15 protein-coding genes are annotated in these 25,892 nt (G+C 39.5%); all 15 read left to right on the top strand.

The window, feature by feature from the left end:
• Positions 1–1,020 (top strand): energy-coupling factor transporter transmembrane protein EcfT (locus M1575_03130; protein MCL5095696.1); only part of this gene is annotated, 1,020 nt, incomplete at its 5' end.
• A gap of 813 nt (positions 1,021–1,833) precedes the next feature.
• Positions 1,834–6,225, top strand: coding sequence for a glycosyltransferase (locus M1575_03125; protein ID MCL5095695.1), 4,392 nt, complete (start codon positions 1,834–1,836; stop codon positions 6,223–6,225).
• Positions 6,226–6,238: 13 nt separating this feature from the next.
• Positions 6,239–8,731 carry a fused MFS/spermidine synthase gene (locus M1575_03120; GenBank protein ID MCL5095694.1) on the top strand — a complete coding sequence of 831 codons (2,493 nt, stop codon included), beginning with the start codon at positions 6,239–6,241 and terminating at the stop codon, positions 8,729–8,731.
• Positions 8,732–9,352, top strand: a complete 621-nt coding sequence (locus M1575_03115; GenBank protein MCL5095693.1) for an exosortase/archaeosortase family protein — start codon at positions 8,732–8,734, stop codon at positions 9,350–9,352. It abuts the gene before it with no gap.
• Between the two features lie 341 nt (positions 9,353–9,693).
• On the top strand, positions 9,694–10,959 hold the full coding sequence (locus tag M1575_03110; GenBank protein ID MCL5095692.1) for a hypothetical protein: 1,266 nt from the start codon (positions 9,694–9,696) through the stop codon (positions 10,957–10,959).
• Between the two features lie 54 nt (positions 10,960–11,013).
• The gene (locus M1575_03105) at positions 11,014–11,700 is read left to right on the top strand and encodes a class I SAM-dependent methyltransferase (protein ID MCL5095691.1); all 687 of its coding nucleotides are present in this window, start codon (positions 11,014–11,016) and stop codon (positions 11,698–11,700) included.
• Positions 11,693–13,099, top strand: coding sequence for a B12-binding domain-containing radical SAM protein (locus tag M1575_03100; GenBank protein ID MCL5095690.1), 1,407 nt, complete (start codon positions 11,693–11,695; stop codon positions 13,097–13,099). The genes M1575_03105 and M1575_03100 overlap by 8 nt, the downstream gene beginning before the upstream one ends.
• Entirely contained in the window at positions 13,096–15,177 is a 2,082-nt protein-coding gene (locus M1575_03095; protein MCL5095689.1) for a hypothetical protein, read from the top strand. Before M1575_03100 ends, M1575_03095 begins: the two co-directional genes overlap by 4 nt.
• On the top strand, positions 15,170–17,914 hold the full coding sequence (locus M1575_03090) for a hypothetical protein (protein MCL5095688.1): 2,745 nt from the start codon (positions 15,170–15,172) through the stop codon (positions 17,912–17,914). Before M1575_03095 ends, M1575_03090 begins: the two co-directional genes overlap by 8 nt.
• Before the next feature lie 8 nt (positions 17,915–17,922).
• Positions 17,923–20,673: a hypothetical protein gene (locus M1575_03085; protein ID MCL5095687.1), complete on the top strand. Its 2,751-nt coding sequence runs from the start codon at positions 17,923–17,925 to the stop codon at positions 20,671–20,673.
• Complete coding sequence (locus M1575_03080) at positions 20,670–21,557, top strand: glycosyltransferase (protein ID MCL5095686.1); 888 nt, start codon at positions 20,670–20,672, stop codon at positions 21,555–21,557. The genes M1575_03085 and M1575_03080 overlap by 4 nt, the downstream gene beginning before the upstream one ends.
• Complete coding sequence (locus M1575_03075) at positions 21,547–22,593, top strand: radical SAM protein (protein MCL5095685.1); 1,047 nt, start codon at positions 21,547–21,549, stop codon at positions 22,591–22,593. Before M1575_03080 ends, M1575_03075 begins: the two co-directional genes overlap by 11 nt.
• Entirely contained in the window at positions 22,590–23,153 is a 564-nt protein-coding gene (locus M1575_03070) for an HAD family phosphatase (GenBank protein MCL5095684.1), read from the top strand. Before M1575_03075 ends, M1575_03070 begins: the two co-directional genes overlap by 4 nt.
• A complete protein-coding gene (locus M1575_03065) occupies positions 23,137–24,477 on the top strand; it encodes a class I SAM-dependent methyltransferase (protein ID MCL5095683.1) in 1,341 nt (446 codons plus the stop codon). The genes M1575_03070 and M1575_03065 overlap by 17 nt, the downstream gene beginning before the upstream one ends.
• Positions 24,420–25,874: a B12-binding domain-containing radical SAM protein gene (locus tag M1575_03060; protein MCL5095682.1), complete on the top strand. Its 1,455-nt coding sequence runs from the start codon at positions 24,420–24,422 to the stop codon at positions 25,872–25,874. Before M1575_03065 ends, M1575_03060 begins: the two co-directional genes overlap by 58 nt.
• The last annotated feature ends 18 nt before the right edge of the window (positions 25,875–25,892 follow it).

Genomic DNA, 25,892 nt, shown 5'->3' with positions numbered 1-25,892 from the left:
CCTTGGATATTTCTTTTATACTTAAAATTCTTGCAAAGAGAAACGAAAAGAATTCGAGTTTTTTTGATTATTTTGATATCTTTTGTCTTACTTATAGATACTCTTATTTTACCCTCTTTAATTTTCGGCATGGTTTGTCTTTTCTTGGCCAAAACCGGCTGGCAGGGAATCAAGGAAAAAATTAAAAAAACCTCTCTTCTGCTTTTCCTTTCAATCATGATCGCCACTCTGTGGTATACACCGATTTACTGGTTGGCTATTTTGGGTACGCCTTCTTGGGCTGGCAAAGGTTTGAGTGGTCTTATCTTTTGGATTTTGCAGATCCTTCCGACAACTCTGGCCTTTATTTTGGCCATTTTTTCGGTGAAGGTTTTCAAAGAAAAAAACTTACCCCGGGACTTTCTTTTTTACTGGCTTTTCGTTTTTGGTTTTTTAACTTTGACTAGATTCTTGTCTGATATTGATTTTTGGTTGGACTGGACAGCCTACACAATGGAGTTACAGTTGGGAATAAGTCTTGGTCTTAGTCTTCTGCTTCGGCGTTTCTTCAAAAATACCTTTTCCGTCGCTTTTTTGGCTATTTATTTTTTCATTTTCCTTTTTATTTTTAACACTTTTGTTTTAAAGACCATGCAGAAAGATATTAAAAAAACCGTGGAATACCAAATAGGGGAGGAACTGACCAGGATCGTTGGGCCAAACGAAAGAGCCTTTCTTTCGGGGACAACGGTTTTTTGGCTAAATGCGTTTTTTGATATTAACCAGGTAAGAGGGGGACAGGATCAGGTGGTCGTAGACCAAAACTGGCGAAAAGCGGCCTGGAAGATTCGCCAGGGTCAGAACCCATCAAAGATCTCACAATGGCTGCGAAAATTAAAGATCAACTATTTAGTCGTTCATACCGAAAACTCGCGGGAGTATTATCATGATTTTGTCCATCCGGAAATTTTTGACAAAATTTCCTCTTTAGAAAAAATTTATGACGTTGCCGGTGATCGGATTTATAGAGTCCTAGAGTAATATTTTTAATCTGCCTCTTTTAAAGTTGCTCTATCCTTCGTAAAATAAAAATTTCCTGCTTAATAGTTTTTTAAGTTAAACAAGAAAGACATATTTTTGTTATTATTTTTATCGCCAATAATTATTGATGAACTTTTTTGTTCATTAATAAAGAAAAGACCAAGCATTTAATTACTTTTAATACAAAAAATTGTTAGGTAACGAAGTTCTAACTAGCCTTATTAGCGAAATTATTAAATAATCTTTTTTAATTAAATATAAACTTCATCATTTTCATCTCTGGGTATAAATATTTTTTTGAAAGCGCAAAAAATAATTCTTATTATCGGAGCGTTCTGAATTATATTTAACGGAAAGATATATCCTATAATATTCTCCCTTAAGGGAGAATATTTTCTTTGCTTCAATTCATCCCCACCAGAGGCGGGGTATTCTTGAAGCGCCGAATAAAAAGCAAATGATTTAATCTGGTCTTATTAATTCTCATCTTAAGAAGGTTTCCAAAAAGAAAATCCCAAGTTTTTAGTAGCCGAAGAGCCTTGCAGGTTAATCTCCTATAGTTTGAGAATCAGAATAGCTTATAGTTTCCACAATTAAGTCCTATAGTTAGATATTAATAATAGCCTATAAAATAAAAGGACAAAAATTAAGGCTATCTGTGGGTAAAAATGTGGATTATTTGGGGAAGAAGTTAGCCTTGGATATCTTGGTTTTGCTTGTTACTTCATAACCCATAGGGCTTGACAAACAGTACCCACTTAATGTTAACATAAATATGAGGCTAATTATTAATAATGGTGTTAACACGAAAAGATGAGAGCTAAACTGACTGTAAAACAAAGATTAAGTCTTATTAAGCGCTTCTTAAATAAAAATGAAGAAGCTACTAGGCTTGCTCGGGAAGCCGGAATCTCCCGCGTTCTTTTTTACCGATGGTTAAAAAGATATAAAGAAAATAACCTTAAAATTAGTTCACTTAAACCGCTTTTTCACAATGCGAAAATCCCCAGAAAACTGCTTTCTCCAAAAGAGCGGCTAGCGACGATCGAAAAAAAACTTACTGGTAAACCCGTGGCCGAAATTTGTCAAGAATACGGTATCTCCCGTACGATCTTTTATCGTTGGAAAAATCGTTATGAGCAGGCTCCGCTTGGAGAAAAAACGGGAGCTCTCTGGGATAAAATTCCCAAAAGAGAAAAATATTATCATCAAACTCCCCGGCTAGTTGAAAAGACAATTTTGACACTAGTCATTAAATATCCAGAGCTTTCAACGCATAAAATCGTTGCTTGTTTACCTCAAATAAATGGTAAGCCAATTTTGGGCAATCATGGCGTGCAAAACATCTTGAGAAGATTTAACCTGTCTTATTATTGTCAGCGCCTTGCTTACGCTAAAACCCATACCTCAAACTCCCTTGTTCAACTTGCGACCGCCAATATTAATAGAATCAGAACGGTTTTTGAAGCCTTTATGCCTTCTTTGGCACCAGCACCACCGCCAAATTTTAAAAATATATTTAAGTCCTTCTTCTTTGGCTTCGGTTTTTCCGCCCCTATAAGTTATCTTCTTTTAGCTTGGTTGAGGATCTATAGTCAGGTTCCTCAAGAGAATAAGTTGGGCTTAATCTTTGCTTCAATCGCTTTATTTTCCGGTTCGGTTTTCTTCCTTTACTCGCTTAAATACTATTTAACCTTGGCGATAGTCTTAGGGTTCTCTCGTCATATCGGACAAGAAGGAGAGAATCAGGAATCAGGAACGAGGAAGCGGTCGTGGTTGATGAGATTTCTTTTTAGGTTTGTTGGTTTAGATAGTGCTTCTGGTCTGCGGAAAGGATATGTTGGTGGATTACAACCCAACCTAGAAGGAGTGATTCTCCAAAGATCTCCCTTTGTTTCCATTCATTTACCCATGTATAACGAGAAGAAGGTCGTTAACAGACTTCTCTCGGCCTGCACCAGTATGGATTACCAAAACTACGAGGTTATCGTTATTGATGATTCCAATGATGAAACCACCAGTATTCTTGCGGACTGGAAGAATCATCCCAAAGTCAAACTTATTCACCGGGAATCAAGGGAAGGCTACAAGGGAGGGGCCCTTAAAGAGGCGATGAAGATTACCGACCCAAGAACCGAGTTTGTCTTGGTTTTTGACTCCGACTTTGTGCCTTATCCTGACACCATCACCCAATTCTTAAAGTACTTCCAAGCGGTCTGCGGAACACTTAACTTTGATATTAGGAATCAGGAATTTAGTCACCAAGGGAGGAACCAAAACTCACCCGTTGCGGCCATCCAGGGTTACCAGTGGCACGTTCTTAACAAATCAGAGAACTGGATTACGAGGGGGGTAAGAAGCGAGTACGCGGGATCTTATGTCGTTGAGAGGTCAGGGGCCGAGGTCTACGGGGGTTTAAAGCAGATCGCCGGCTCTGTCTATATGATCAGGATGGATGTCTTAAAAAAGCTCGGCTGGTTAACCTCAATTACCGAAGACTTCCAACTAACCCTGCGTCTTTACGAACAGGGTTACAAGGTCATCTACACTCCTTACATTCAAGGTCCGGCCGAATGTGTCTCGACGATCAAGAGGTTAGTCCGCCAGCGGATGCGTTGGGCCGAGGGTCATTCCTTTAACGTTAGGAAAATGTTTGGTAAACTCTTAGGTTCTTCCAACCTTACCTACATGGAGAAACTTGAGTTTCTCTTTATGTCTCCCTATTATCTCCAGGCCACCTTTTTTCTTTTGGGGACCTTTTGCTGGTTTGTCTCTGAAGCCATCTTTAAAGCCAGGCTCCCTTTCTGGACGGCTCTTTGGGGTTGGTCTCTGGTTTTAACCAACATGTTCTCCTTACCCCTAGTCAATACCGTGGGTCTTTTCCTGGAGGAGAGTGAGGAGAAAGACTATTTAGGGATACTCTCATTTGTGGTACTTTCTTATCTTCTCGTTCCTTTTCAGGCCTACGCCTCGGTTAAGGGCTTTATCGAAAAAGAAGAAGGGCCTTGGTTTAGAACCCCCAAGACAGGCATGATTACCGATGTCCTACAACGAGGGAGATTCTACCGATGGATTTCAGGGATATTGCCGGGATTTAAACCTTCATTAAGCATGGAGCATGAAGCATTAAGCACTCAAGAATTAAAAACTAATTCCCAATTACCATATCTAATTTCCAGCTCCAATCCCTATTTGGCCTTAAAAACAGCCAATAACCGGTTTGGTCATTTTACCATCAGGCGCAGGAAAATCAGGTGGCTGGCAAAAACTACCCTAGCTGTACTTTTGATTTTATCCATGAACCTTTCTTGGCTATCTTTCAAAGTTCCTCTTGCCCTTGCTTCCCCGGGGACCCAAATTAAGACCATTGAAATGCCAATTTATCAATATGCCAGCGCAACGGATATTACGGCTACTCAAGGGATTGATGCCGGAACTTATAGTTCTTCCAATGGGCCGCAATTTTCTTTAGATATTCCAGAAACAATGGTTGATTGCTTAACCGGAACTACCGGGACGAATCCCTGTCATGCTTATGTTGAATGGCGGTTTATTCTTTCGGCTAATAATGTAACGGCCGGTGAGATGAAGTTCCGTCGGGGAACTAACAGTTTCATAACTCAATCACTTACCACTATAAATACAAACTCTGGTGAAAGTCAACCTTTTATTATTCGTATGGATGTAACCAGCGAGGTCGCTCAAGGAAATAATACTTATAATTTTAACGCCTATGTTAACCAAACTCACAATACTGATTCTGCTAAATTAATCGTGACTTACGAATATGATGATACGGTAACAACGCAAGTAAAAACCGTCAGATACGCCTTACAAACCAAGAATAGTCAATCTAGTTCGGGTTCGACTGATACTTTGACAAGTACACTTAATCCCAATCTGCAAGAGGCCAATATCACTATCCAAAAGGCCTGGGTGGAGTATGTTGGTCAAGTTTCCGCTGGTACAACAGACGCTCAAATTAGAGGAGAAATAAATAACAATCAGCCAATTACAAATCCAAAAATATTGCCGGTTGGAGGCGCTTCGGCAGTTTTTACTTTTATAGACGGAGCCAACAAAACAACAATGGATTTTGTCGCCATGTACGAACCGGTAGGAGTTGTGGCCGATGGAGCTGCTCTTGGTCAATTAAACTACAAAGCCTCTAACACCATCATTTCTTATAATAACGCGCAGGTAATGAACCTTAAGGGGGGAGAACTGCTTATTACCTATACTTATAGTTATTACAACCAAACAAGTACAACTCATCGCAATACGGCTAAATATCATGTTGGTCAGCTAAGCGGAGCTTTACCTATAACTTATACTCAAATCGGCGCACCAGCGGTTTATTTACCCGAAAGCTCACTCTCCAATTACAATGCTTATTTAAAAATTGTGGGGACAAACACAGCTGCGGCTAACACGCGTTACCGAGTAACAATAACCGGTGGCACAGCAGTCGAATATCCTTCGGCGAGTACTTATTACGCAACAGTAGTCACCCAACAAGCAGGGAGAAATGTGATTTTTATTGATATTTCCAGTAACTTTAGTACTAATTGGCAAACCGGGGACACGGTGACGGTTGAAGCTTTAGGAGATAAAATTAATGAGACTTATGCGGTAGGAGCGGAACTAATTGTTTCTTATAACTTCGTAATTCCTACAAGCGGTACATATACGGGTATAAAAACGGTGAATTGGTTTGTTGGGCAAGAAACGGCAAAAAGCACTTCTGATCCAAGTTTTACATTTAATACTTATATTCCCGAATCTTCGACGACAAAGCGTTCATCAGGAGCTGAAGGAAATTTCGAAATTTTCTATACGAGTGCGACGTATGCTTTTGTACAAGTGGCCGATACTGTTGGGTATGGTCCTCTAAATCAGACAACGGGAGAGAACCTTAGCGTTTCCACTTTTCAGGATGCATCAAATCTAGCAGCTTCGTCAGGAACAGGTCTTAGTGGAAATATAAGGGCATATTACATGAATATTGATCTCCCGGTTAATGTGGATAAACTTGGCGGACTTACTGCTTTTATAACTTACGAAGTTACTGCTCCGGCAGCGCCGGAAAAAGCCCTGCTTTTTATACCGATGGCGATCTTCTTGCCTAAGGTGATCGAGTGGTGGCAAAAAAGGCGATTGCAAATTCATTTGGCAGTCATTAAAATAAATGGCAAGTTGTTATAAGTTTATAATTACGATGATTAACTTACGAAGACTTTTGGTTCTCTTCTTTTTCCTTTCCGGTTTTTGCGCCCTAACCTATCAGGTTGTTTGGCAAAGGCAGCTGGCTTTGGTTTTCGGGACAACTGCTTACGCAACCGCTTCTGTTTTGGCTATCTTTTTTTGCGGTTTAGCCTTGGGCAGCTTTTTTTTTGGCCGAATTATCGATCAAAAAGAGAATTCCCTAAAACTTTACGCATTTCTAGAATTAGGAATAGGTTTATATGCTTTTTTAACTCCTTTAATTTTTAAATTCGTCGAAAGATTGCAGGTTCTTGTTGGCCAAAATATCGGTTCATCTTTTTATGGTTTTCAATTTTTGACATTTCTTTTAAGTTTTTTGGCTTTGATTTTACCAACAATCCTGATGGGTGGAACTTTGCCGGTGATCGCGAAATTTCTTCTTAAAGATCAGGAAATAGGGGAGGGGGTAAGTTTTTTATATTTTATCAATACTTTGGGCGCCGTCATGGGGGCTTTTTTAGCCGGGTTTTTTCTGATTGCTTTTTTGGGCGTTCGTGAAACCATCTGGCTGGCCGCGGGTATAAATTTAATTATCGGTATCACGATATTAGTATTATGTAGTAAGTATCAAGTATCAAGTGAAGACAGAAAAATCGCTGGCAAGCGGCCGAACATAGTCCCTGATAGTCTTCACACAAATTATTTTCTTTTGGGAGTTTTTTTCCTGACTGGTTTGGCAGGTTTGGCCATGGAGGTTTTTTGGACGAGAACTTTAATTTTATTTTTCGGTGCTTCGATATATGCTTTTGCGACGGTTTTAGTCAGTTTCTTATTAGGGATTGCCATCGGGAGTCTTATTTTTCGCCAATGGGGAAAGAAATTTAGCCAAATTTGGCTGGCCGTTTTTTTAGCGATTTTAGGCACATGGATAATCTTTAGCATCCCTCTTTTTGAAAAGATACCCTTTTTCCTTTTGGAAATAATCAAAACCAGCTACACTTCTTTTGGGTCGATTCTTTTTTGGCAATTTATCCTTTCCTTTTTTCTTATGTTTCTGGCGACTTTGGTTATGGGTTTGCTTTTGCCCTTGGGTATTAAATTCTATCAGGAAGAAGAAAAATTAGTCGGTTGGTCAGTCGGCAGTCTTTACGCGGCTAATACCCTAGGAGGCGTCTTTGGTTCCTTATTAGCCGGTTTTTTCCTGATTCCTCGAATCGGCGTCCAGAAGGGAATTTGGCTGATGGCAGCGATTTATCTTTTTTTGGCAGTTTGGCTTATTGTCAAAGACAAGCGAAGTTTTCCGAGAATTTTGATCTCTTTTGTTATCTTAGTCATTCTTTTGATTGGTTATTTATGGCCATTATGGAACAAACATTTTTTAGTTTCCGGGCCATATGCCAATTGGCGTTTTTTCATCCAAGACAGCCAAGAGCAAGCCGAAAAAAGAATGCAGGGCTCCGACTTTCTTTATTATCGGGAAGGGATTGAGGTAACAGTGGCCGTTAAAAAACTCGGGGCGCAGGTTTTTTTGCGCATTGACGGGAAAACCGATGCTTCAACCGGTTTGGATATTGACACACAGGTTCTCTCAGGAGCATTACCGATGATCTTACATCCTAATCCAGAAGATGTCTTGGTGGTTGGGTTAGGATCAGGGATAACCCTAGGTTCTGTTGAACAATTTCCGGCCAAAAATATCGAGGCGGTGGAAATTGAACCAGCCATTATTGAAGCCAATAAATATTTCAGTGAGGTAAACCATCGGGCCATAGAAGACCAAAGACTAAAAGTGGTGACAGGGGACGGTAGAAATTATCTTTTGAAAGGAACGGAAAAATACGATGTGATTACTTCCGAACCTTCGAATATTTGGCTGTCGGGAAATTCTAAACTTTTCACCAAAGAGTATTTTGAGTTGGCGAAAAAACGTCTTAATAAGGGTGGCATTTTTGCCCACTGGATTCAACTTTACAGTCTTAAAACAGACGATTTAAAAACGGAGATTAAGACTTTTCAATCGGTTTTTCCCTATACTACTGTTTGGGACAATCTTTCTTCTTACGATTTGCTGCTCTTGGGCAGTCAGGAACCGATAAATTTAGATGCTGATTTAATCAGCCAGAAATTAGAGCAGAAACTTATCAAAAATGAATTTGGGCGGATTTTCATTGAAAGTGCCGAACAGTTTTTAAGCTATTTAGCGTTGGGTCAAGAAGGCATAGTTAAGTTTATTCAGGGAGCCAAAGAAAATACCGACAACCACCCTTTTTTAGAGTTTTCCGCCCCAAAAAGTCTTTATCAGGCGACCACGAGCAAAAATATCGAAGCCATGAAAGACTTAAGACCAAAGACGGATAATAAATATTTTCTTTTCCGTCAACATGTAACCCTGGGGAAGATGTATTTTACCAGGGGTGAGACGTTAAGGGCGCTTGAGGAATACCGTTTGGCATACCAAATTGATAAGACCAATCAATGGTTAAATCAACAAATCGGAGGTAATTAGGTGAAGGGGAATCCTAAGGCAACATTTCTAACGATTTTTAGTCTCTTGGCGATTTTCTTATTGCTTTTACCTTTCCTAACAACTTTTAACGAACTTTTAACCTCGATTTTCTTAAAGATGGGTTGGTATCGGCTGATTGAAAGTTTTATTTTACCCCTGGAAACACGGATGATTGTCGTTTTTCTTGGGGCGATGGGACAGCAGGCAAGCGCTTCGGCGACCAGTATCAGTATTTTAAAAAACGGCGTCTGGGAAAAAATCATCATTTCCTGGAATTGTTTAGGTTGGCAATCAATGTTAGTTTTATTGCTAACCCTAGCAACTGGTTTACAGGGAGCCTATACGAAGGTTTCAAAAATCGAATGTGCCATGATAGGAATTTTAGGAACAATCCTTGTTAATATTTTAAGAATCAGTTTAGTAGCGATTTTGATCGTTTATGTAAGAGGGGTTCCGGCGACGGTCATCCATGATTATTCCTCGGTTATTATTTTAATCTTGTGGTTGTTTTTCTTTTGGTGGTTTAGTTACTCTTATGTGTTGGAAGAGAAAAATGATGAGGGAGGTAAAATATCAATGGGGAAGAGAAAAACCTTCTTGTCAAAGAAAGAAATAGGTTAAAAAACAGAATTACTGAAAGCAAATAAAATAAAAATAAGATCTGTTTTTATTTTAATTTATAAATAGGGACAAAGTTTTAAACTAGAAAATGGAGTTGTCGGCCATCCGCATCCATCACCTTTATGACCGTTGGCTAAGGTAAAGCCTAAAAGGAAACATATGGCCAAGATGAATAATATTTTTTTCATTTTTATCACCCCCCTTCTCTTTACTATAGATATATTAATAAAACATTAAACGCTAAAATTCAAGTAGTAACTTGATATCTGCTAAGAATAATTAAAGGAGTTTATACCTTCTTCATTCTTGATAACCCATGGCATTTTTACTAAAATAAAACCATGCGGTTTTTTAGACGCTTAAGTAATCATGCAAAATTGTCAACCCCAGCCGCTCCCCGCATCAGTTTAAATTTGCATACCTTGGTTTTGCCCCTTCTTGTTTTAATCCTCAATCTTTTTTTGATTTGGCCACTCATGGACAAGACCTTGCCCTTTAGCAAATTCACGGCGCCTCTTTTGCCTTTTCTTGCCGGAGGCAGAGAAGAAATTTTAAAGTTTTTAATTTTCGGCGCCTATATTTTTGGACCGGTTTCTTTATATTTTTATGTTTGGGAAATTACCAATAGACGCTTAATCAGTCTTTTAGCAGGCTTAATTTACACTTTGTCAGCCTCCAGATTTTATGATACGGTTGCCGTTGGCGACAGTGCGCATCTGGTTTCCTTAACGATTTTGCCCATCGTTTTAATTTTCAATCTGCGTTTTTTACGCAATCCCACCATTGGTTTGCTTTTGGTTTCGGCGGTTGGAGTCGCTTTGGTCGCCTTAACCAGTCCTTTCGGTCTTTTTACCTTATTAATCTTTTTGGGCTTACTGACCTACTCGGAGATGCTTTTAGGTTTGGGCCGGTTTAAAATGCTGTCGACCTTAATGATTCTGATCGCCGCGGCCGGCCTTTCCAGTTTTTGGTATCACCCGAGCTTTGTTTACAAAATTTTTCAAGCCGAGCACGGAGAAGCACTCGTTAAACTTCTATTGAATCTCATCCCGCCGTCGTTCTTTTTGGTCCCGGTTTTGGGTGCCCTTTCTTTTTTGATTTTTGACCGAAAGCCCAGTTTACAAGCCATTTTTTTAAGCTTGAGTCATTTTTTAGTGTTTTTTACGCTTATTTATGTGGCGCCCAGTATTAGTACGACTTATTTACCGGTTCCGAATCGTTTCCTGCCGGAGTTTTATTTCAGCTTTTCTTTTTTTCTCGCCGTTGTTTTGGTCATTATTGCCGAGGTTTTAAAAACTAATCCCGGTGTCTTTTTACGCCTTCTTCCGTTTATTCCAAAATTCCCAAAAGAAAAAAAGGAGAGAGTGAGTCCTATTTTTTACGGCTGGATCAGTTTTCTTTTATCTTTTTTGGTTATTTCGGTATTTTTCGTGCGGCCGCAATTTACCAACCGTCTTGAGAGTTCTAACCAAGTTTTGGGGGCACAATTAGTCCGAGACGGTGGGGGATTTTCTCAAATCATCGGGATAGTTATTTCGTCAGCAACCGTTTTAATTTTAAGCACCTTAAAATTAAGCCAAAAATTCGCCAAAGGCGAAAATGGATGATTTAAACGTTTTGAAGCCGTCAGAAAAATTCTTCAAAATTTTAAGGTTTTTAAGATGAAGAGAAAAGCGAGATTTGTTAATTGGAAATTTTGTGCAAAAAACGGGCTTACTGTCGATATTTCGACAGAAAAGTTTGTTAAAGAAAATAAGCGATATTATCAAGAATTAGAAGACTATGATTGGGTTGAGGTGGCTAACCGATTTCGGGGTCTGGAGACGATTCTTCATTGTCTAAGAGAAAGGGAGACTTTAAAATTGGTAAAAGAATTTGGAAAGGAAGGTAAGTTTCTTGATGTTGGTTGTGGTACAGGTTTAATTCTGCGCCATTTGCCTCCTGATTCAATTGGTCTTGACATTAACCCTCGAAATCTTCGCCGGGCTAAAACTCATGCTCCCCAGGCGAAGTTAGTCCTTGGAGATATCGAAAAAATGCCTTTTTCCGGCCAAGCTTTTAAGGCGGTAATTTGCACTGATGTTCTAGAACATCTTATTCATCCTCAAAAAGCTTTATCAGAAATCCTTCGTGTCTTAACCCCAAAGGGGATTTTAATCGGCTCGGTTCCAGCTCAAAATCCAATTTGGCATCTTCGGTTTTTATCATCAACCCACCCGGGAGAGCCTTATCATCGAATTTTTAAAAAAAGGGAGGTTCAAGCTCTTTTTAACAACCAAGGTAAGATTTTAAGACTTAAAAGAGGTTGTTTTGGGATGAATTTCTTTTTCGTCGTCGAAAATGACTAAAGTTTTACTCATTTTCCCTCCCTACAGTTTAAAAGAAGAATTCAGTTCTCTGGCAGAGGTGGGAAACATGCAGCCGCCACTTGGTATTGGTTATCTTGGCGCGGTTTTGGAGAAAGCGGGCTTTGAGATTAAAATTATTGACGCTCCACCGCTGGGTTGGGGGATTAAAGAGGTTGTTGCCGAGGCGCAAAGGTTGTTGCCGGACTTTATCGGTCTTTCTGCTTCAACGGTTGATTTTAATAAGGCTGTCAGACTAGCAAGGGCATTAAAAAAATCTCAGAAAGCGTTCGTTATTATCGGCGGGCCTCATGTGACCGCAATGCCAAAGGAGGTCGCCAAATTTTCTTGTTTTGATGTTGGGGTCATTGGTGAAGGTGAACAGACGATTGTCGAGCTTATTCAGGTTTTAACTAATAAGGGCAATCTTAGCAAGGTCGCCGGAATTGTTTTCCGAAAAGGAAAAAAAGTTATCAAAACCGTCCCAAGAGCATACATTGAGAATCTTGACCAAATTGCTTTTCCGGCCAGGCACTTAATGCCTTCTTTATCAGCCTATCATCCGACTCCGGCAACCTATCAAAATTTTCCGGTGGGGACAATGATTACCAGCCGCGGTTGTCCATACCAATGCAATTTTTGTTTCCGAGGCGTTTTTGGTAATAAATGGCGCTTCCGAAGCCCTGAAAGTGTCGTTTCGGAAATGGAAATTCTGATTAACAAATATGGCGCCAAGGAAATTCGTCTTTGGGACGATACCTTTAACGCGGATACGGATCGGGTTAAAGAAATCTGTCGTTTAATTTTTAAAAAAAAGTTGAAATTTACTTGGACTTGTTTGGGACGGGTGAATAAAGCGGATGGGGAAATGTTTCGTTTGATGAAAAAAGCCGGCTGCTGGCAGATTTCCTACGGCATTGAATCGGGAAATGAGGAAATCTTGAAAAGTTTAAATAAAGGCATCACCAAAAAAATGGTAGAGGAGGCGGTTGGGGAAACAACCAGGGTTGGAATTCAGGCTTTGGGATTTTTTATTTTAGGTTTGCCCGGGGAAACGGAAAAGACCATGCAGGAGACAATTGATTTTGCTAAAAGCCTGCCCTTATCCGTGGCTAATTTTACGATCGCGACGCCTTACCCGGGAACAAAACTTTGGCAGGAGGCCAAGAAACGCAGTTTTTTAAAAAACGTTGCTTATGATAGACTTCTAGTAAATCTGCCTAACCATCTTTATTATGTACCTGAAGGTTTGAACGCGCAAACAGTTCAAGCGTACGAAAAAAAAGCGTATCGGGAATTTTATCGCCAGCCAAAATTTCTTTTGAGGCAACTGGGACAAATAAGAGGTCTATCCGATTTAAATCGGAAAATTAAAGCCTTTTTAACCATTCAATCAATATGAGAATAATCAAATTATTATTTTCCTTGATGGTTATTCCGCTCTTTCTCTTTACGGTTAACGCGATGCTGATTTGGCCGCTTTTTAGCGGCGGTTATACCAGCCAAATGGGGTCAATTGAAAGTGTTTTTATTGCCGACGCCCGCTTTATCGCGGAAAATTTTCCCAATTTGTCCTGGAATCCTTATTGGTATACGGGTTTCCCGTTTCATTTATTTTATACGCCCTTTTTGCCATACTTAATGGTTTTGCTCCACGCCTGTTTTAGTTCAATTCCTCTTGAATCATGGTATCGGATTTTGATCGGCTTTTTTTACGCGGCGACGCCGATTAGCGTGTATTTTCTGGTTCGCTATCTTCTCAAGAATACGGCCGCCGGTTTTTTATCGGCCATGATTTTTGCCTTCGCGCCCACCGTCGGATATTTAATGCCGGGACTTTCCGGAACGGCTGAAGCTCACAATTTTGCCCCATGGCGTTTTTTAACCATGATTCTATATGGGGAAGGCGGGCACATTATTGGTTTATTCTTTCTGCCCTTGGCGATTCTTTTTACTTTTAAAACCCTTCGGCAGGGTAATTTGCGAAATTATTTAATGGCCAGTATTTTTATCGCTTTTGTCGCTCTAACGAACATGATCTCTTTAATGGGACTGACGATGATGCTGATGACCGTTTTTATCATTGAAGATATTGGTCAGGATTGGCAGAAAAAAGCGGGAAGATCTTTCCTTCTTGTTTTTTACAGTTTTGGTTTAGTCAGTTTTTGGTATAACCTTTCTTTTATGAAAGCCAGCCTCTCGATTGGGACCGGGGGAGCGGGTGGCAGTTTAGGCGAGGTGTATTTTCGTTTTTTACCGTTTATTTTTTTATTGATTCCTTTAGTTTTTCTTTTCGCCCTTGCGGCTAAAAAAGAAAATTGGAAACTACCGTTGATAACCGTGACTTGGGTTGTTTTGTTTTTCTCCTCCGCTTATTTTTGGTTCACCAAGGAAGTCATGCTTTTACCTCAACCAAATCGCTATCTTCCGGAAATGGACATGGGGATGGCTCTTTTTCTTTCTTGGGGAATTTTTCTTTTAATTGAAAAAATCATCCCGAAATTGGTCTGGGCAAAAGGAATTTTATATACACTAATTACTATTTTGATACTCTATTTGCCATTAAGATATATTAACCAAGTTTGGAATTTAACGCAACCTCACCAGGCAATTGAGCAAACCTCGGAGTATAAAATTGCCTCTTGGCTTAAAAATAACACTGACGGAGAAAGGGTTTATGCTTCCGGTTCGACCGCTTTTTGGCTGAATACTTTTTTCGACGTCCCTCAGGTCAGAGGTGGCAATGACGGTTTGGCCAATCCTTGGGTTCTCCACGCGATTTATCAAATTAACACCGGAGAAAACGCGCCTTTAGGAAAAGAAGCGGAAATCGCCCTCTCTTGGCTGAGAATTTTGAATGTTTCCTATTTGGTGGTGAATACTCCTCAGTCTTCGGAGGTTTTCCATGATTTTAAAAAAATCGAAAGGTTCACCGAAAACCCTGATTTAACGAAAATAATTGACTTGAAAGGGGATGTGATTTATAAAGTACCCTTGGTTCAGCCGTCACTCGCTCAAGTTGTCAGCAAAACGAATTTTGTTAACCTAAAACCATTAAAAAACGCCGTTGATTATTCAGCCTTACAAGATTATTTAATTTATATCGATAACAACAAATTGCCGGAGGCTAATTTTACTTGGTTTAAAAATGGTCAAGCCAAAATTACGGCCAACTTAGATAAAGAAGAAGGGGTTGCTTTGCAGATTCCTTACAGTAGCGGCTGGCAGGCTTTTTCCGGTCAGGAAAAGATTGCGATCAAAAAAGACCCGTTAGGTTTTATGTTACTGGAACCAAAGGCAACGGGAAACATGGAAATTACCCTGACTTGGCATAAAACTGGGGATATTTGGTTGGGATATTTGTTAACGATCATGACGGTTATTGGTTTTATCGCTTACCCCTTTTTAACGAAGCGTTTAAACGGGCTTTTTAAACAAGCCAAAGCTAAATGGGAGGAGGATAAAGACGAAGATGAATAGACAAAAATTTGTTCTTATTTTCTGTTTTATTTTGATTCTTTTCGTGGTTGCTCTTTACGGATATCAACTGGAAACTTTTACGGGTTTCCCTAAGGGGGCGGATGCTTACGCCCGAATTACACGGATAGTTTATCTTTTAGATTTTTTTCCTCATGTCTTTTGGCAATATCACTGGGCCGACGGAATGCCGACTTTTAAAACCGAAGCGCCTTTGTTTTATTTCTTGGGCGCCATTATTGCCAAAATCTTTTCGGGCAGTCCTTTTTTCAGCCTGATTATTCTTGGTTTTTTGGCTTACGCGGCCATCGGGATTGGAGTTTTTGGTTTTGTCTTGACGCAAACCCGAAAACCTTTTTGGGGGTTGTTTGCCGCGATTTTAGCGCTTTCTTCTTTTAGTCTTTGGTCATGGATGTTATCCGGCGGTATTTACCCTCGAATTTTGGGGGTGGGTTTTTCCCTGATTGCTTTTTGGTTCACAGCTAGGTTTCTAAAAGCGGCGGAAAGTAAAGAAGCTTTTCCGAGGAAGGAATTTGCGGCGGCAGCTTTAGCTCTGGGAGCGGCCTTAACCACCCACGCCCTGATGGGGCTTTTTATTTGGATAGCCATTTTTTTCCTCATTCTTGTTTCAGTCTTTCCTTTAAAGAAAAAAATAAAATATGGTTTTTTAATTTATTTGTCTTCTTTTTCCGTGGCTGGATTTTTCTTTCTGCCTTTATTTTTAAGCCCCGGAGGCGCCTCGACCTTTATCGGTGTTATCTCTCCAGTGGTGCCGGCTCCGCTTTATTATTTAATTGATTTTGCCGGTATGGGGCCGTTTGTTTTACCTTTATTAGCGGTGGTTTTGATTTTGGGTTTTTTAAAACGGTTAAAACCTGAAGGCGAAATTGGTCTTTTAAGACTTATTTTTGCTCCGCTTGTTATGTTTCTTCTTTTTTCCGCTTATGCCTTGATTGGGTACACGGGTCTTTCGGGAAAGTATTATTATATTAACGGGTTTATTCCTCTTTCCGCGACTCTTTTTATGACTCTTTACGGGAGTATTCTTATTGGTCTTTTGCTGGCGCGGCTGCAACCAACAGCCAAACGAGTTTTGCCCCTAATTGGTTTTCTTTTAATAGCGGTTGTTTGGGGGTCAACGTTGGCTGTCGGTGTTCCCCTAATTAAAAAGGACGATCGCCAAATCAATATTAACGATACGAGTGCCGATATTCCCCAAAATGCCGTTTATAAACTGCAGCGGATTCTGAAATTTCCCCAAGCAGGAGATTTTAACCACCGTTTCGCCGCTTTTGACGCCGACGAGGCCGTTTGGTTTAATACCCTTTACAAGATTCCTCAAGTAAGAGATTATTACGGACAAGGAATTTTGTATCCTGATTGGCGCTATTGGTTTGAACAGGCTCTTTGGGATAACCAAAAGTTTTCGCTTGACGAAGCAAGGTCGGCCTTAGATTGGTTTGCGGTACGCTGGTTTTCAACTTACGAAAGAAGTAAAGATATTTCCGATTATGAAGCTTATAATGGCGCCGGCGGGGGAAAGTCAGCGGCCGATTTTGTGGCCGCAAGCCAAAATCGTTATCTTCGTGAATCTGGTTTTAACCTCGTTTCTTACGGCCGAGTGCATTATGACGGAGTTCAGGAACAATTTGAGGTTGAAAACCCCGGCCCGATTCTTTCTGCCACCAGCGCGCCGACAGTGCTTTATATCGGCGATCCCAAAAGCTACAACCTTCTTTTTACTAACCTGACTTTTACTAATTACAATAGTTCAAAATTAATTCCGGTCCGCGGCAAACTTTACTTAGATGACTACACCGCTAAAGATTTTAAAGCTTACACGAGCTTGGTTTTGTTCGGATATCGTTACCGCGATCAAAAAAGGGCTTATAAAATTCTAACCGATTATTTAAATGAAGGAGGAAATATTTTATGGGAAGCCTGGGATTCGCCGGAACTTTTAAACGAAAAGGGAACAGCGAAAGATCTTCCCGAACCTTCGCCTTTTTCTCTTCTTAACAGAAACCAAATTCAGGGAACTTGGGATTTTCAAAAACAGGAAAGTCCTTTTTTTAACGATGTTGATTTAACCCTTTTTTCGCCGCCGCTTTATAACGGAGCGCCGTGGAAAATGGCCAAGGGAAGCAATTTAAAACCTTGGGCAAAAGTGGTTTTAGATTCAAAACAAGGACCGCTCGTCGTGTCCGGAAAATACGGTAAGGGTAAAATTGTCTGGACAAGTTTTAATTTTCTTTACCACACCAATGCCTATAAAAATTTTGAAGAAGCCAAACTTTTAAGGCAATTTTTTACGGATTTTGCGGCGGCGAGTTTACCAAATTCGGCTCAAGCGGCTTTTATAAATCCCGAAAAAAGAGAAATTTTGATTTCGGAAAGGGCCGCGGGAGTTTTGTTTAAAGAAAGCTATTATCCGAGCTGGAAAGCTTACGCATTAGATGGTAAAAATAAAAAAACCAATTTACATTTAGAGTTGGCCGGGCCGGGAATGATGTACGCTTCTTTACCCAAAACAAGCCAATATCCTCTTAAGGTGACGCTTGAATACACTCAAGGCTTAGCCGTACAAGCGGGGCTAGCTTTAACCCTTTTGTCAATTTTATTTTTGATTTTTTCTCTTTTTAATTTATTTCCTGCGGAAAAAATGAAAATCGCTCTCGGCAGGATGCAAAAACCGCTTTCTGTTAAAACGAAAACCTGGTTAAATGATGAGGATTCTTAAAAACTAAAATGAAAAAAATTATCTCTCCCTTTTTGCATTTAGCCGTTTTTGGTTTAATTTTGGCCTTATGGCTTCCTATTTTAAAATCCTACAATCTTATTTCTCCGCCCATGGGGGCTGATTTTTTGCAATTTCCCACTTTTGTGGCTCAATTAAAAAATGATCTTAAAATTCCGCCCTTATCTTGGAAATATATTTGGTACGGCGGTTCTCCTTCTGTTTTTGACAATGCCTGGCTGCATTTTTATTTAACCTTGCCCTTGACCAATTTTTTATCAGTTATTGATGCCAGCCGAATTTATCTGACTTTAACCATGGTGGCGCAAGCCCTTTTTTCCTATTTGTTATTTTTTGAAATTTCCGGAAGCATTCTCGTTTCGGCGGCTTTAACTTTTGGCTTGATTTCCTCAGTCGATTTTTACATCGGTCTTTTTGACGGCGGCACGGCGACCTTTACGGCCACCAGAATGTTTTTGCCTTTAACCCTGTGGTTACTGTTAAAATATTTTAATAGTAAGAAAAAAAAATTTCTTCTCTTGGCCGGACTTATGGTGGGATTATCCGCGCTTGGACACGCCGGTTCGTTTCTGATTTTAAGTCTGGCGCCGGCGGCTTTGTTTTTAATAACGAGAATTGATGAAACCAAATTAATTTCTTTTTCCAGAAGAAAAGAGATGGTTATTTTTGTCGCCACCAGTTTTTTTATCGGACTAGTAACTCTTTACCCCATTGTTTATTTGATGCTGGATTACAAAAAAAACGGCGTGGCGTGGGCTCAAGTTGGTTTTGAGACAAAAATTCAAAGCGACGCCATTATTGGTCTTTTTTCCAGCGCTAACCCCTATTTGTGGGGTTTGTTTTTCCTTTTTGGCGTCCTGCTCGTTTTCAAAAGAAAGTTAAAAGAAGCGTTTAAGGCTCTGCCCTTTTTGACAATTTTAATCTATATTTCCTTTTCTTGTTTTCTTCTTTTTATCGGCCGTCATCCTTTATCGCAAGCGCTTGGTCCCGGCCGGTTTTGGTGGATTAGCAGCTTGGCCATCGCTGGGCTGATTGCGGTTTTTTGGAGAATTATTTTTCCCAAAATTGAGGGTCAATCCTGGTTTAGTAAAAGCAAAGGGGTCTTTTTGACTTTAATTATTTTTATGCCGATTTTTCTTTCGCTTACACTCCCGAGTTTCAAAAAGAATTTTGAAGATCATCTTAGCCAAAACGGATATCCCTCAAACGCCATGCCGGCGGCTATTCGAGGGGATAAGGAAGAGGTGAAAAAAGTAATGGTTCCGCCGTGGCTGGATACGGAAACGAAAGATTATCGGTATTACGAGATTACTCCCGGAATACAGACTTGGTGGAATTCGGTCTTTTCTTTACCCCTGATTAAGGGTTATTACGGGATTATGACCTCTAAGGTTAATGATTGGATTTATTGGGTTGACCAGACAATTTTAGGCGAATACGTTTGGCATTTTAATATCTCGGAGGTGATTGCCAAACAGCATGCCTTATTTTTAATTGACTGGTACGCCATCCGCTATTTGGATATCTACGGTTTGCCCTTGGCGGATTATTTGAAAAATGATCCAGGCGTGGTTGAGTTTGAAGCCGTTCTTAATAAGGAAAACTCGGAACCGCTTTACCCGATGAAATTTTTTGATAACCTTACTTCGCCGATTATCAAAGCTACAAACGTTCCTTCCGTACTGCTGGTGGGCAGTACCGTCGCCTATGATACTTTCTTGAAACTACTGGCCACGGAAAATTTAAATTCACGTTATCTGGTGCCAATTCATGGTCCGGAATATATTGAAGATTTAGCCAAAATGAATTTGGACGATTTCGACGCGATTATTTTATACAGCTATCAATATAAAAACGAAAAAGATTTTAACGTCCGGCCGCGGGCCTCTTGGAAAAAAATTGAAGATTGGGTTAAGAAAGGCGGAAAACTCTTTATTGAGACCGGAGGCGAGGTTATTGAGTCGGATTCAAGTTTATTGTCTTTTAAAAAACTAGACCAATTGCCTGCGGTTTTCCCGATAGAAAAAACCAAAAGAGAAAACTTGGGTGGAAATTGGGCCTTAAGTTTTGGCGACAGTCCAATGATTAAAGGGATTGATTTTTCGCAATTTTCGAAACTGGCTTACGAAGAAGCCCCTTGGAAATTATCTTACGCTTCCGGCGATCTTCGTTCTTGGGCGAAGCCCGTTTTATCACAGGGTGACAAAATAATTTTAGCTCAAGGCAAGTTGGGTAATGGGCAGGTAATTTGGAGCGGTCTTAATCTGCCGTACCATTTTATTTATTATCTGAATACGGAAGAAGCCAAATTTTTTAAAAATCTTCTTTCGGAAATGGTTCCTTTACAAAAAGAAGAAGATTTGAATGGGGTCAACGTTCAAAGATCTGATAACGAGCACGTCCAGGTTTCCGGAAAAGGATTTAGAGGCGTCCTTTTTAAAGAAAATTATTGGGAAGGTTGGGGAAGTAAACTTTTATTGCCAAAGAAGGCGGATTTAAGCGTCTATCGGGCCGGACCTTATTTTATGTACGTAAGAGTACCAGAAGGAACAACTGGGGATTTAAAAGTCAATATTACTTATAATGGGAACAAAATAGGGTGGGTGTTATTTATCCTTAGCTTTTTAACGATCCTTTGGACAATTATTTATTTTTTCCTTGAGGAGAAAATCATTAAAAGACGGCAGATGAAAAATCTTAAAAGTGATAAAATCGCTTGGTTAGGAAAGGAAGACGAATGATTGAAGCAAGTATCGGCGTGATGGCTTACAACGAGGAACAAAACATTGCCCGTTGCCTTGAGGCCATACTGTCACAAGAACTTAATAAAGCCCAGATTAAGGAAATATTTGTCGTGGCTTCTGGTTGCACTGACAAGACAATTCCCATTGTTAAACGCCTGGCCAAAACCGACAAAAGAATCAAACTCTTGATTCAAAAAGAACGTTTGGGGAAATCTTCGGCCGTTAATTTATTTCTAAAACATGCCAAAGGGAAAATTGTGGTTTGCGCCGGGGCGGACACGATTCCACAGGAGGATGTAATTGAAAAATTGGCAAGGCCATTTTCCAATCCAAGAATCGGGATGACCGGAGCCCGGCCGATTCCTTCAGACCCTCAAGATCATTTCTTTGGTTTTGCCGCCCACCTTTTATGGGAGCTTCATCACCAAGTGGCTTTAATGTCCCCAAAAATGGGGGAGATGGTGGCTTACCGGAAAATCTTTGAAAGAATTCCTTACGCTTCGGCCGTTGACGAAGCCACGGTTGAACCTTTAATTGTTGGTCAAGGGTACACTCTTAAATACGTTCCCGACGCGATTGTTTTAAATAAAGGGACAGAGAATTTATTCGAATTTATGAAGCAAAGAAGAAGAATCTATAGCGGCCATTTAGCTTTAAAAAAAATTCAAGGTTATCAAGTTTCTACTTTAGGTTTAAGAAAAACTCTTCTTGCTTGGGTAAAAGTTTTAAAGCCTGATTTTAAATATTTAATCTGGTCGCCAGCCGTGGCTTTATTGGAAATGATGGCCAGAATCCTCGGGACTTATGATTATCATTTTCAAAAAAATAAGCACACTATTTGGGACAGGGTGGAATCAACAAAAAACCTCAATGTTGTTTAAAATTTTTTCTTTTTTTAAAATTCTGCCCTTAAGTTATACCTTCAGCTTAACTAATAAGTGTAATTCCCGCTGTTTAACCTGCAATATTTGGCAAAAAAAAGCTACGGTTGAACTAACAAAAGAAGAGTGGAAACGGATTTTTCAATCACTGGGACATTCTCCTTATTGGGTGACATTATCTGGCGGAGAACCCTTCTTGCGGGCTGATCTTATGGAAATTGTTAGTGATTTATGCCGGATAGGCAACCCAAAAATTATAAACATTCCCTCTAATGGCTTATTAACAGAAAAGATTGTTAATGATGTTGGAAAAATTACCAAGGCCAATCCCAAAACAAATTTTGTGATTAATTTATCGCTTGATGGAATAAGGGAAAAGCACGACCAGGCCAGGGGGATTAAGGGTAATTTCGATAAAACAGTCAAAACGTTATCTTTACTAAAAAAACTGAAAAAGAGAAATCTGACGATCGGTATTCATACCGTTATTTCTAAAAATAATGTTAAGGAATTTCCAAGGATTACCGACTATGTTTTAGACACGTTAAAGCCTGATTCATACATTACGGAAATCGCGGAGAATCGGGTCGAACTCGATAATTTGAGTAATAAAATACAACCTTCGTTGCGGGATTATAAAACAGCTATTAACTATTTAAAAACCAGAATGAAGAAGGAAAAATTGGCGATTTTACCCAGAATACAGCGGGCCTTCCGGCTTGTTTATTACGATTTGGTTATGAAGTTCTTAAAAGAACAAAGACAGGTTATTCCTTGCTACGCCGGTTTAGCTTCAGCGCAAATTGCTTCAAACGGCGATATCTGGCCTTGCTGTGTCCGGGCGGATATTTTAGGGAACCTGAAAGAGAACAATTTTGATTTTAAGAAAATCTGGTTTTCGCCTAAAAGTGATTTAGTTCGAAAATCAATTAGGAATAAAAAATGTTATTGTCCTTTAGCTAATGTTAGCTATACTAATATTCTTTTAAGCCCAAAAACCTTAATAACCGTTGGGGCAAATTTTTTAAAAGCATGATTAAAGCGATAATTTTTGATTTCCACGACACCATCATTAAAAACGGTCTAAACCCAATTGTTAAAAGGGAAAAGATTTTATCGTTGGAAATATGGCAGCCTTTTTGGCGGGGAGAAACTTCGGAAAAACAATTTTGGCAAAAATGGGCACAGGAATTAGGAAAGGATATAAAGTGGGAGGAAAAAACACGGCAAGAATATTACTTACAAAGCATTCCGGTAGAAGGAATATTGTCTTTGGTTAAAAAATTAAGGCCGAAATACAAGTTGGGACTTTTAGGGAATTGTCCGAAAGCTTTTCTCGAAGATGCGGTTAACCGATTTTCCCTTGATAAGTACTTTGATATGATGATTTGTTCGGGAGAGACAGGACTTATGAAACCAGACCCGGAAATTTATCTTCTTATTTGTCAAAAGCTTGGGGTAATACCAAGAGAGTGTCTTTATATTGATGACGATAAAATAAAACTTGAAGCCGCAATAAATTTAGGCATGAAAGGGATTTTGTTTAAAAAGACGCCACAGTTAACTGTTGAGTTAAAGAATGAAAAATATTTATAAGTTAAGTCCAAGGAAGAAAAAAGAAATTAAAACCTTTTCAGACCTAACCGCATACGAAGAACTGATGTCTCGGCCGTACTTTGTTTATTTAAAACAAAAAATTACTCAAGAATTAGAAAAATATCATTTTAAAAAGAAAAAAATTTTGGAAATCGGGGCGGGAAGAAGCGAGTTTTTAAGTCTTTTTGATAAAGATAATGAAGTTACGGCTTTAGATATCAGTCCGGTTCTTCTTAAGGAAAATAAAGGTAAGGTAAAACTGGTGGTTGGGGATGCGGAAAACCTGCTATTTCCGGACCAAAGCTTTGATTTTGTTTACATGGTAGGGGTGCTTCATCATCTAGAGAATCAAAAGAAGGCCCTTGAGGAGATTGCCCGCGTTTTAAAAACCGGAGGACAAGTTTTCATCAGCGAACCGACCAAATGGAGTTTGAACTTACCTTATTATTTAACCCGCCGTTTTGCGATTCTTTTAATGGGCGAAAAAAAATATCAAAAAATATCCGGATGCGGCTCGCCGGAAGAAACCTTTGTTGATCTTAAACTTTGCGATGAAGTTTTTGCTGATAGCTGGAATATCGAAAAACAAAAACATTTACCCTTGAGAATGCCGCCCGTAGGTTTTTTGGAGAAGCAATTTTCAAAAAAGTTAAATGATTTTTTCGAAAAACTGCCGTTTGTTAATAACTTTGGTTCGATTGTCTTTATAACGGGTCAAAAAAAGCCAGCCGATTTAGGATTCGGGACAGAATACGAAAAATATATTTTAGAAAAAATTGCGGTCAAAATGATTAATAAATATAAGATTAAATCGGTCTTGGAATATCCTCAAAATCAGCTTCTAGGAGAAAGAAAGGTTTTTAAAATACCCAAGAGGCAAACAAAACCTGATTTGGTTTGGAACTTTTGCGCCTTCGAGCAGACAACTGATACCCATGAATTTATTAAAAGTATGGCTGATTTAACTAATAAGTACGTCTTAATAATTACTCAAAATTATTTGAACCCGGGAGTTTTGATCCATTGGTTGTTTCATTTTTTATCAGGAAAAAAGTGGGATCATGGACAATTGAGCAAAATGTCGGGTTGGTCGGCAAAGCAGACTTTTAGGAAGGCTGGAGTTTGGGAGATTAGGGAACTTGGGGTGTTTGATATCCCGTGGTTTATCTTGGATGTTTACGAAACCGGGAAATATTTCCGAAATTTGCCTTTTTTAAAAAGTAAAATTGAAAAAATTAAGGAAAGCCGGTTTGAAAACTGGCCAAAATGGTTAAAGTTCTTTTTGGCTCACCACCATTATCTACTTATGGAAAAAACAAGATGAAAATTCTTTTAGTCTATCCTCAAGCCAAAATCTGGAATATGCCTAAACAAATTCCTCTGGGACTAGCCTCCATTGGCGCGGTTTTATTAAGAGCGGGACATGAAGTTACGGTTTGCGATACGGCGATTGAACCGCCACAATCTTTAAAATCCCTTCTCAAAAAAAATAAATTTGACCTCGTTGGTCTTTCGGCAACAACGCCTTTGGTTAAAAACGCCTGGGAGTTATCCTTACAAATTAAGAAATATTCTCGGGCACTCATTGTTTTGGGCGGACCGCACCCCAGCGCAATGCCCGATGAATCCCTAAAACAAAAGGGAATTGATATGGTGGTAAGAGGTGAAGGGGAAGAAGCCATTTTGGAAATCATATCCATGCTTAACGGTCAAAGAAAAAAAGAAAATATTTTTGGTTTGTCTTTTAAAAATAAAGGGAAAATTGTTCATAATCCTACTCGGCCGCTTAAGAAAAATCTCGATGATTTGCCTTTTCCCGCATACAACCTTTTCCAAATTGAAAAATACAGCGTTACTCAGCCATTGCGCGACCGGCAAACCGATAAAGATAGAGCTTTTTACATCATGACCTCGCGGGGTTGTCCTTACGGATGCGTTTATTGTTTTAAGGGAATTTGCGGCCGTACGTGGAGACCAAAAAGCGCGGAAAAAGTCGCGGAGGAGTGGGAATATTTAATTAAAGATATGGGGGCAACGGAAATCGGCGTTCAGGACGATGTTTTTAATCTGGATCGCAAAAGAGCTCTTAGAATCTGTGATTTGTTAACTAAAAAAGGTTTAAATAAAGTGCCGTGGATTACCAATAACGGGATTAGGGCGGATAAAGTTGATCTGGTACTTCTCAAAAAAATGAAACAAGCGGGTTGCAAAAGAGTGGCTTTTGGGGTAGAGAGCGGGTTGCAAAAGATTTTGGATAAGATTCAAAAACAACTGACTCTTTTTCAAATTGAAAAGGCTTTTAAGTTGGCCAAGATTGCAGGACTTGAGACCATGGGTTTTTTTATGTTCGGGAATTTAGACGAAAACGCAAAAACCATGGAACAAACGATTAAATTTGCGCTTAAACTTAATCCAAATATAGCCCATTTTAGCATTGCGACTCCCTTTCCCGGAGCCCCGTTGTACGAAGAAATTTTAAAAAACGGTCAACTTTTAAATACGGATTGGGATGACTTTGGCATTTTGGAAGGAAAGGGGATGTTTGTTTTGGGAGAGGTAAATCCGGAGTTGGTTTCCCAAAAATGGCGCGAAGCCTACCGGAAGTTTTATTTAAGACCGAGCCGAATTTTTCAAGAAGTAAAACGCCTTGATAACTGGTTAAACCTTAAACTTCTCTATAATGCCGGCAAAAGATATTTTCTGCCAAGCCTCAAAGTTTGACTTTTAATTTTTCAAAAT

The organism is Patescibacteria group bacterium, assembly GCA_023473585.1.
GTDB lineage: Bacteria > Patescibacteriota > Microgenomatia > JAMCYU01 > JAMCYU01 > JAMCYU01.
This window is presented reverse-complemented; position numbering and strand designations above follow the sequence as displayed.

Bases quoted from the DNA above. Each gene is read 5' to 3' on its own strand.
- M1575_03110 (MCL5095692.1), top strand. From the start codon at position 9,694: ATGCGGTTTTTTAGACGCTTAAGTAATCATGCAAAATTGTCAACCCCA.
- M1575_03125 (MCL5095695.1), top strand. From the start codon at position 1,834: ATGAGAGCTAAACTGACTGTAAAACAAAGATTAAGTCTTATTAAGCGC.
- M1575_03100 (MCL5095690.1), top strand. From the start codon at position 11,693: ATGACTAAAGTTTTACTCATTTTCCCTCCCTACAGTTTAAAAGAAGAA.
- M1575_03085 (MCL5095687.1), top strand. From the start codon at position 17,923: ATGAAAAAAATTATCTCTCCCTTTTTGCATTTAGCCGTTTTTGGTTTA.
- M1575_03075 (MCL5095685.1), top strand. From the start codon at position 21,547: ATGTTGTTTAAAATTTTTTCTTTTTTTAAAATTCTGCCCTTAAGTTAT.
- M1575_03080 (MCL5095686.1), top strand. From the start codon at position 20,670: ATGATTGAAGCAAGTATCGGCGTGATGGCTTACAACGAGGAACAAAAC.
- M1575_03065 (MCL5095683.1), top strand. From the start codon at position 23,137: ATGAAAAATATTTATAAGTTAAGTCCAAGGAAGAAAAAAGAAATTAAA.
- M1575_03060 (MCL5095682.1), top strand. From the start codon at position 24,420: ATGGTTAAAGTTCTTTTTGGCTCACCACCATTATCTACTTATGGAAAA.
- M1575_03095 (MCL5095689.1), top strand. From the start codon at position 13,096: ATGAGAATAATCAAATTATTATTTTCCTTGATGGTTATTCCGCTCTTT.
- M1575_03105 (MCL5095691.1), top strand. From the start codon at position 11,014: ATGAAGAGAAAAGCGAGATTTGTTAATTGGAAATTTTGTGCAAAAAAC.
- M1575_03090 (MCL5095688.1), top strand. From the start codon at position 15,170: ATGAATAGACAAAAATTTGTTCTTATTTTCTGTTTTATTTTGATTCTT.
- M1575_03120 (MCL5095694.1), top strand. From the start codon at position 6,239: ATGATTAACTTACGAAGACTTTTGGTTCTCTTCTTTTTCCTTTCCGGT.
- M1575_03070 (MCL5095684.1), top strand. From the start codon at position 22,590: ATGATTAAAGCGATAATTTTTGATTTCCACGACACCATCATTAAAAAC.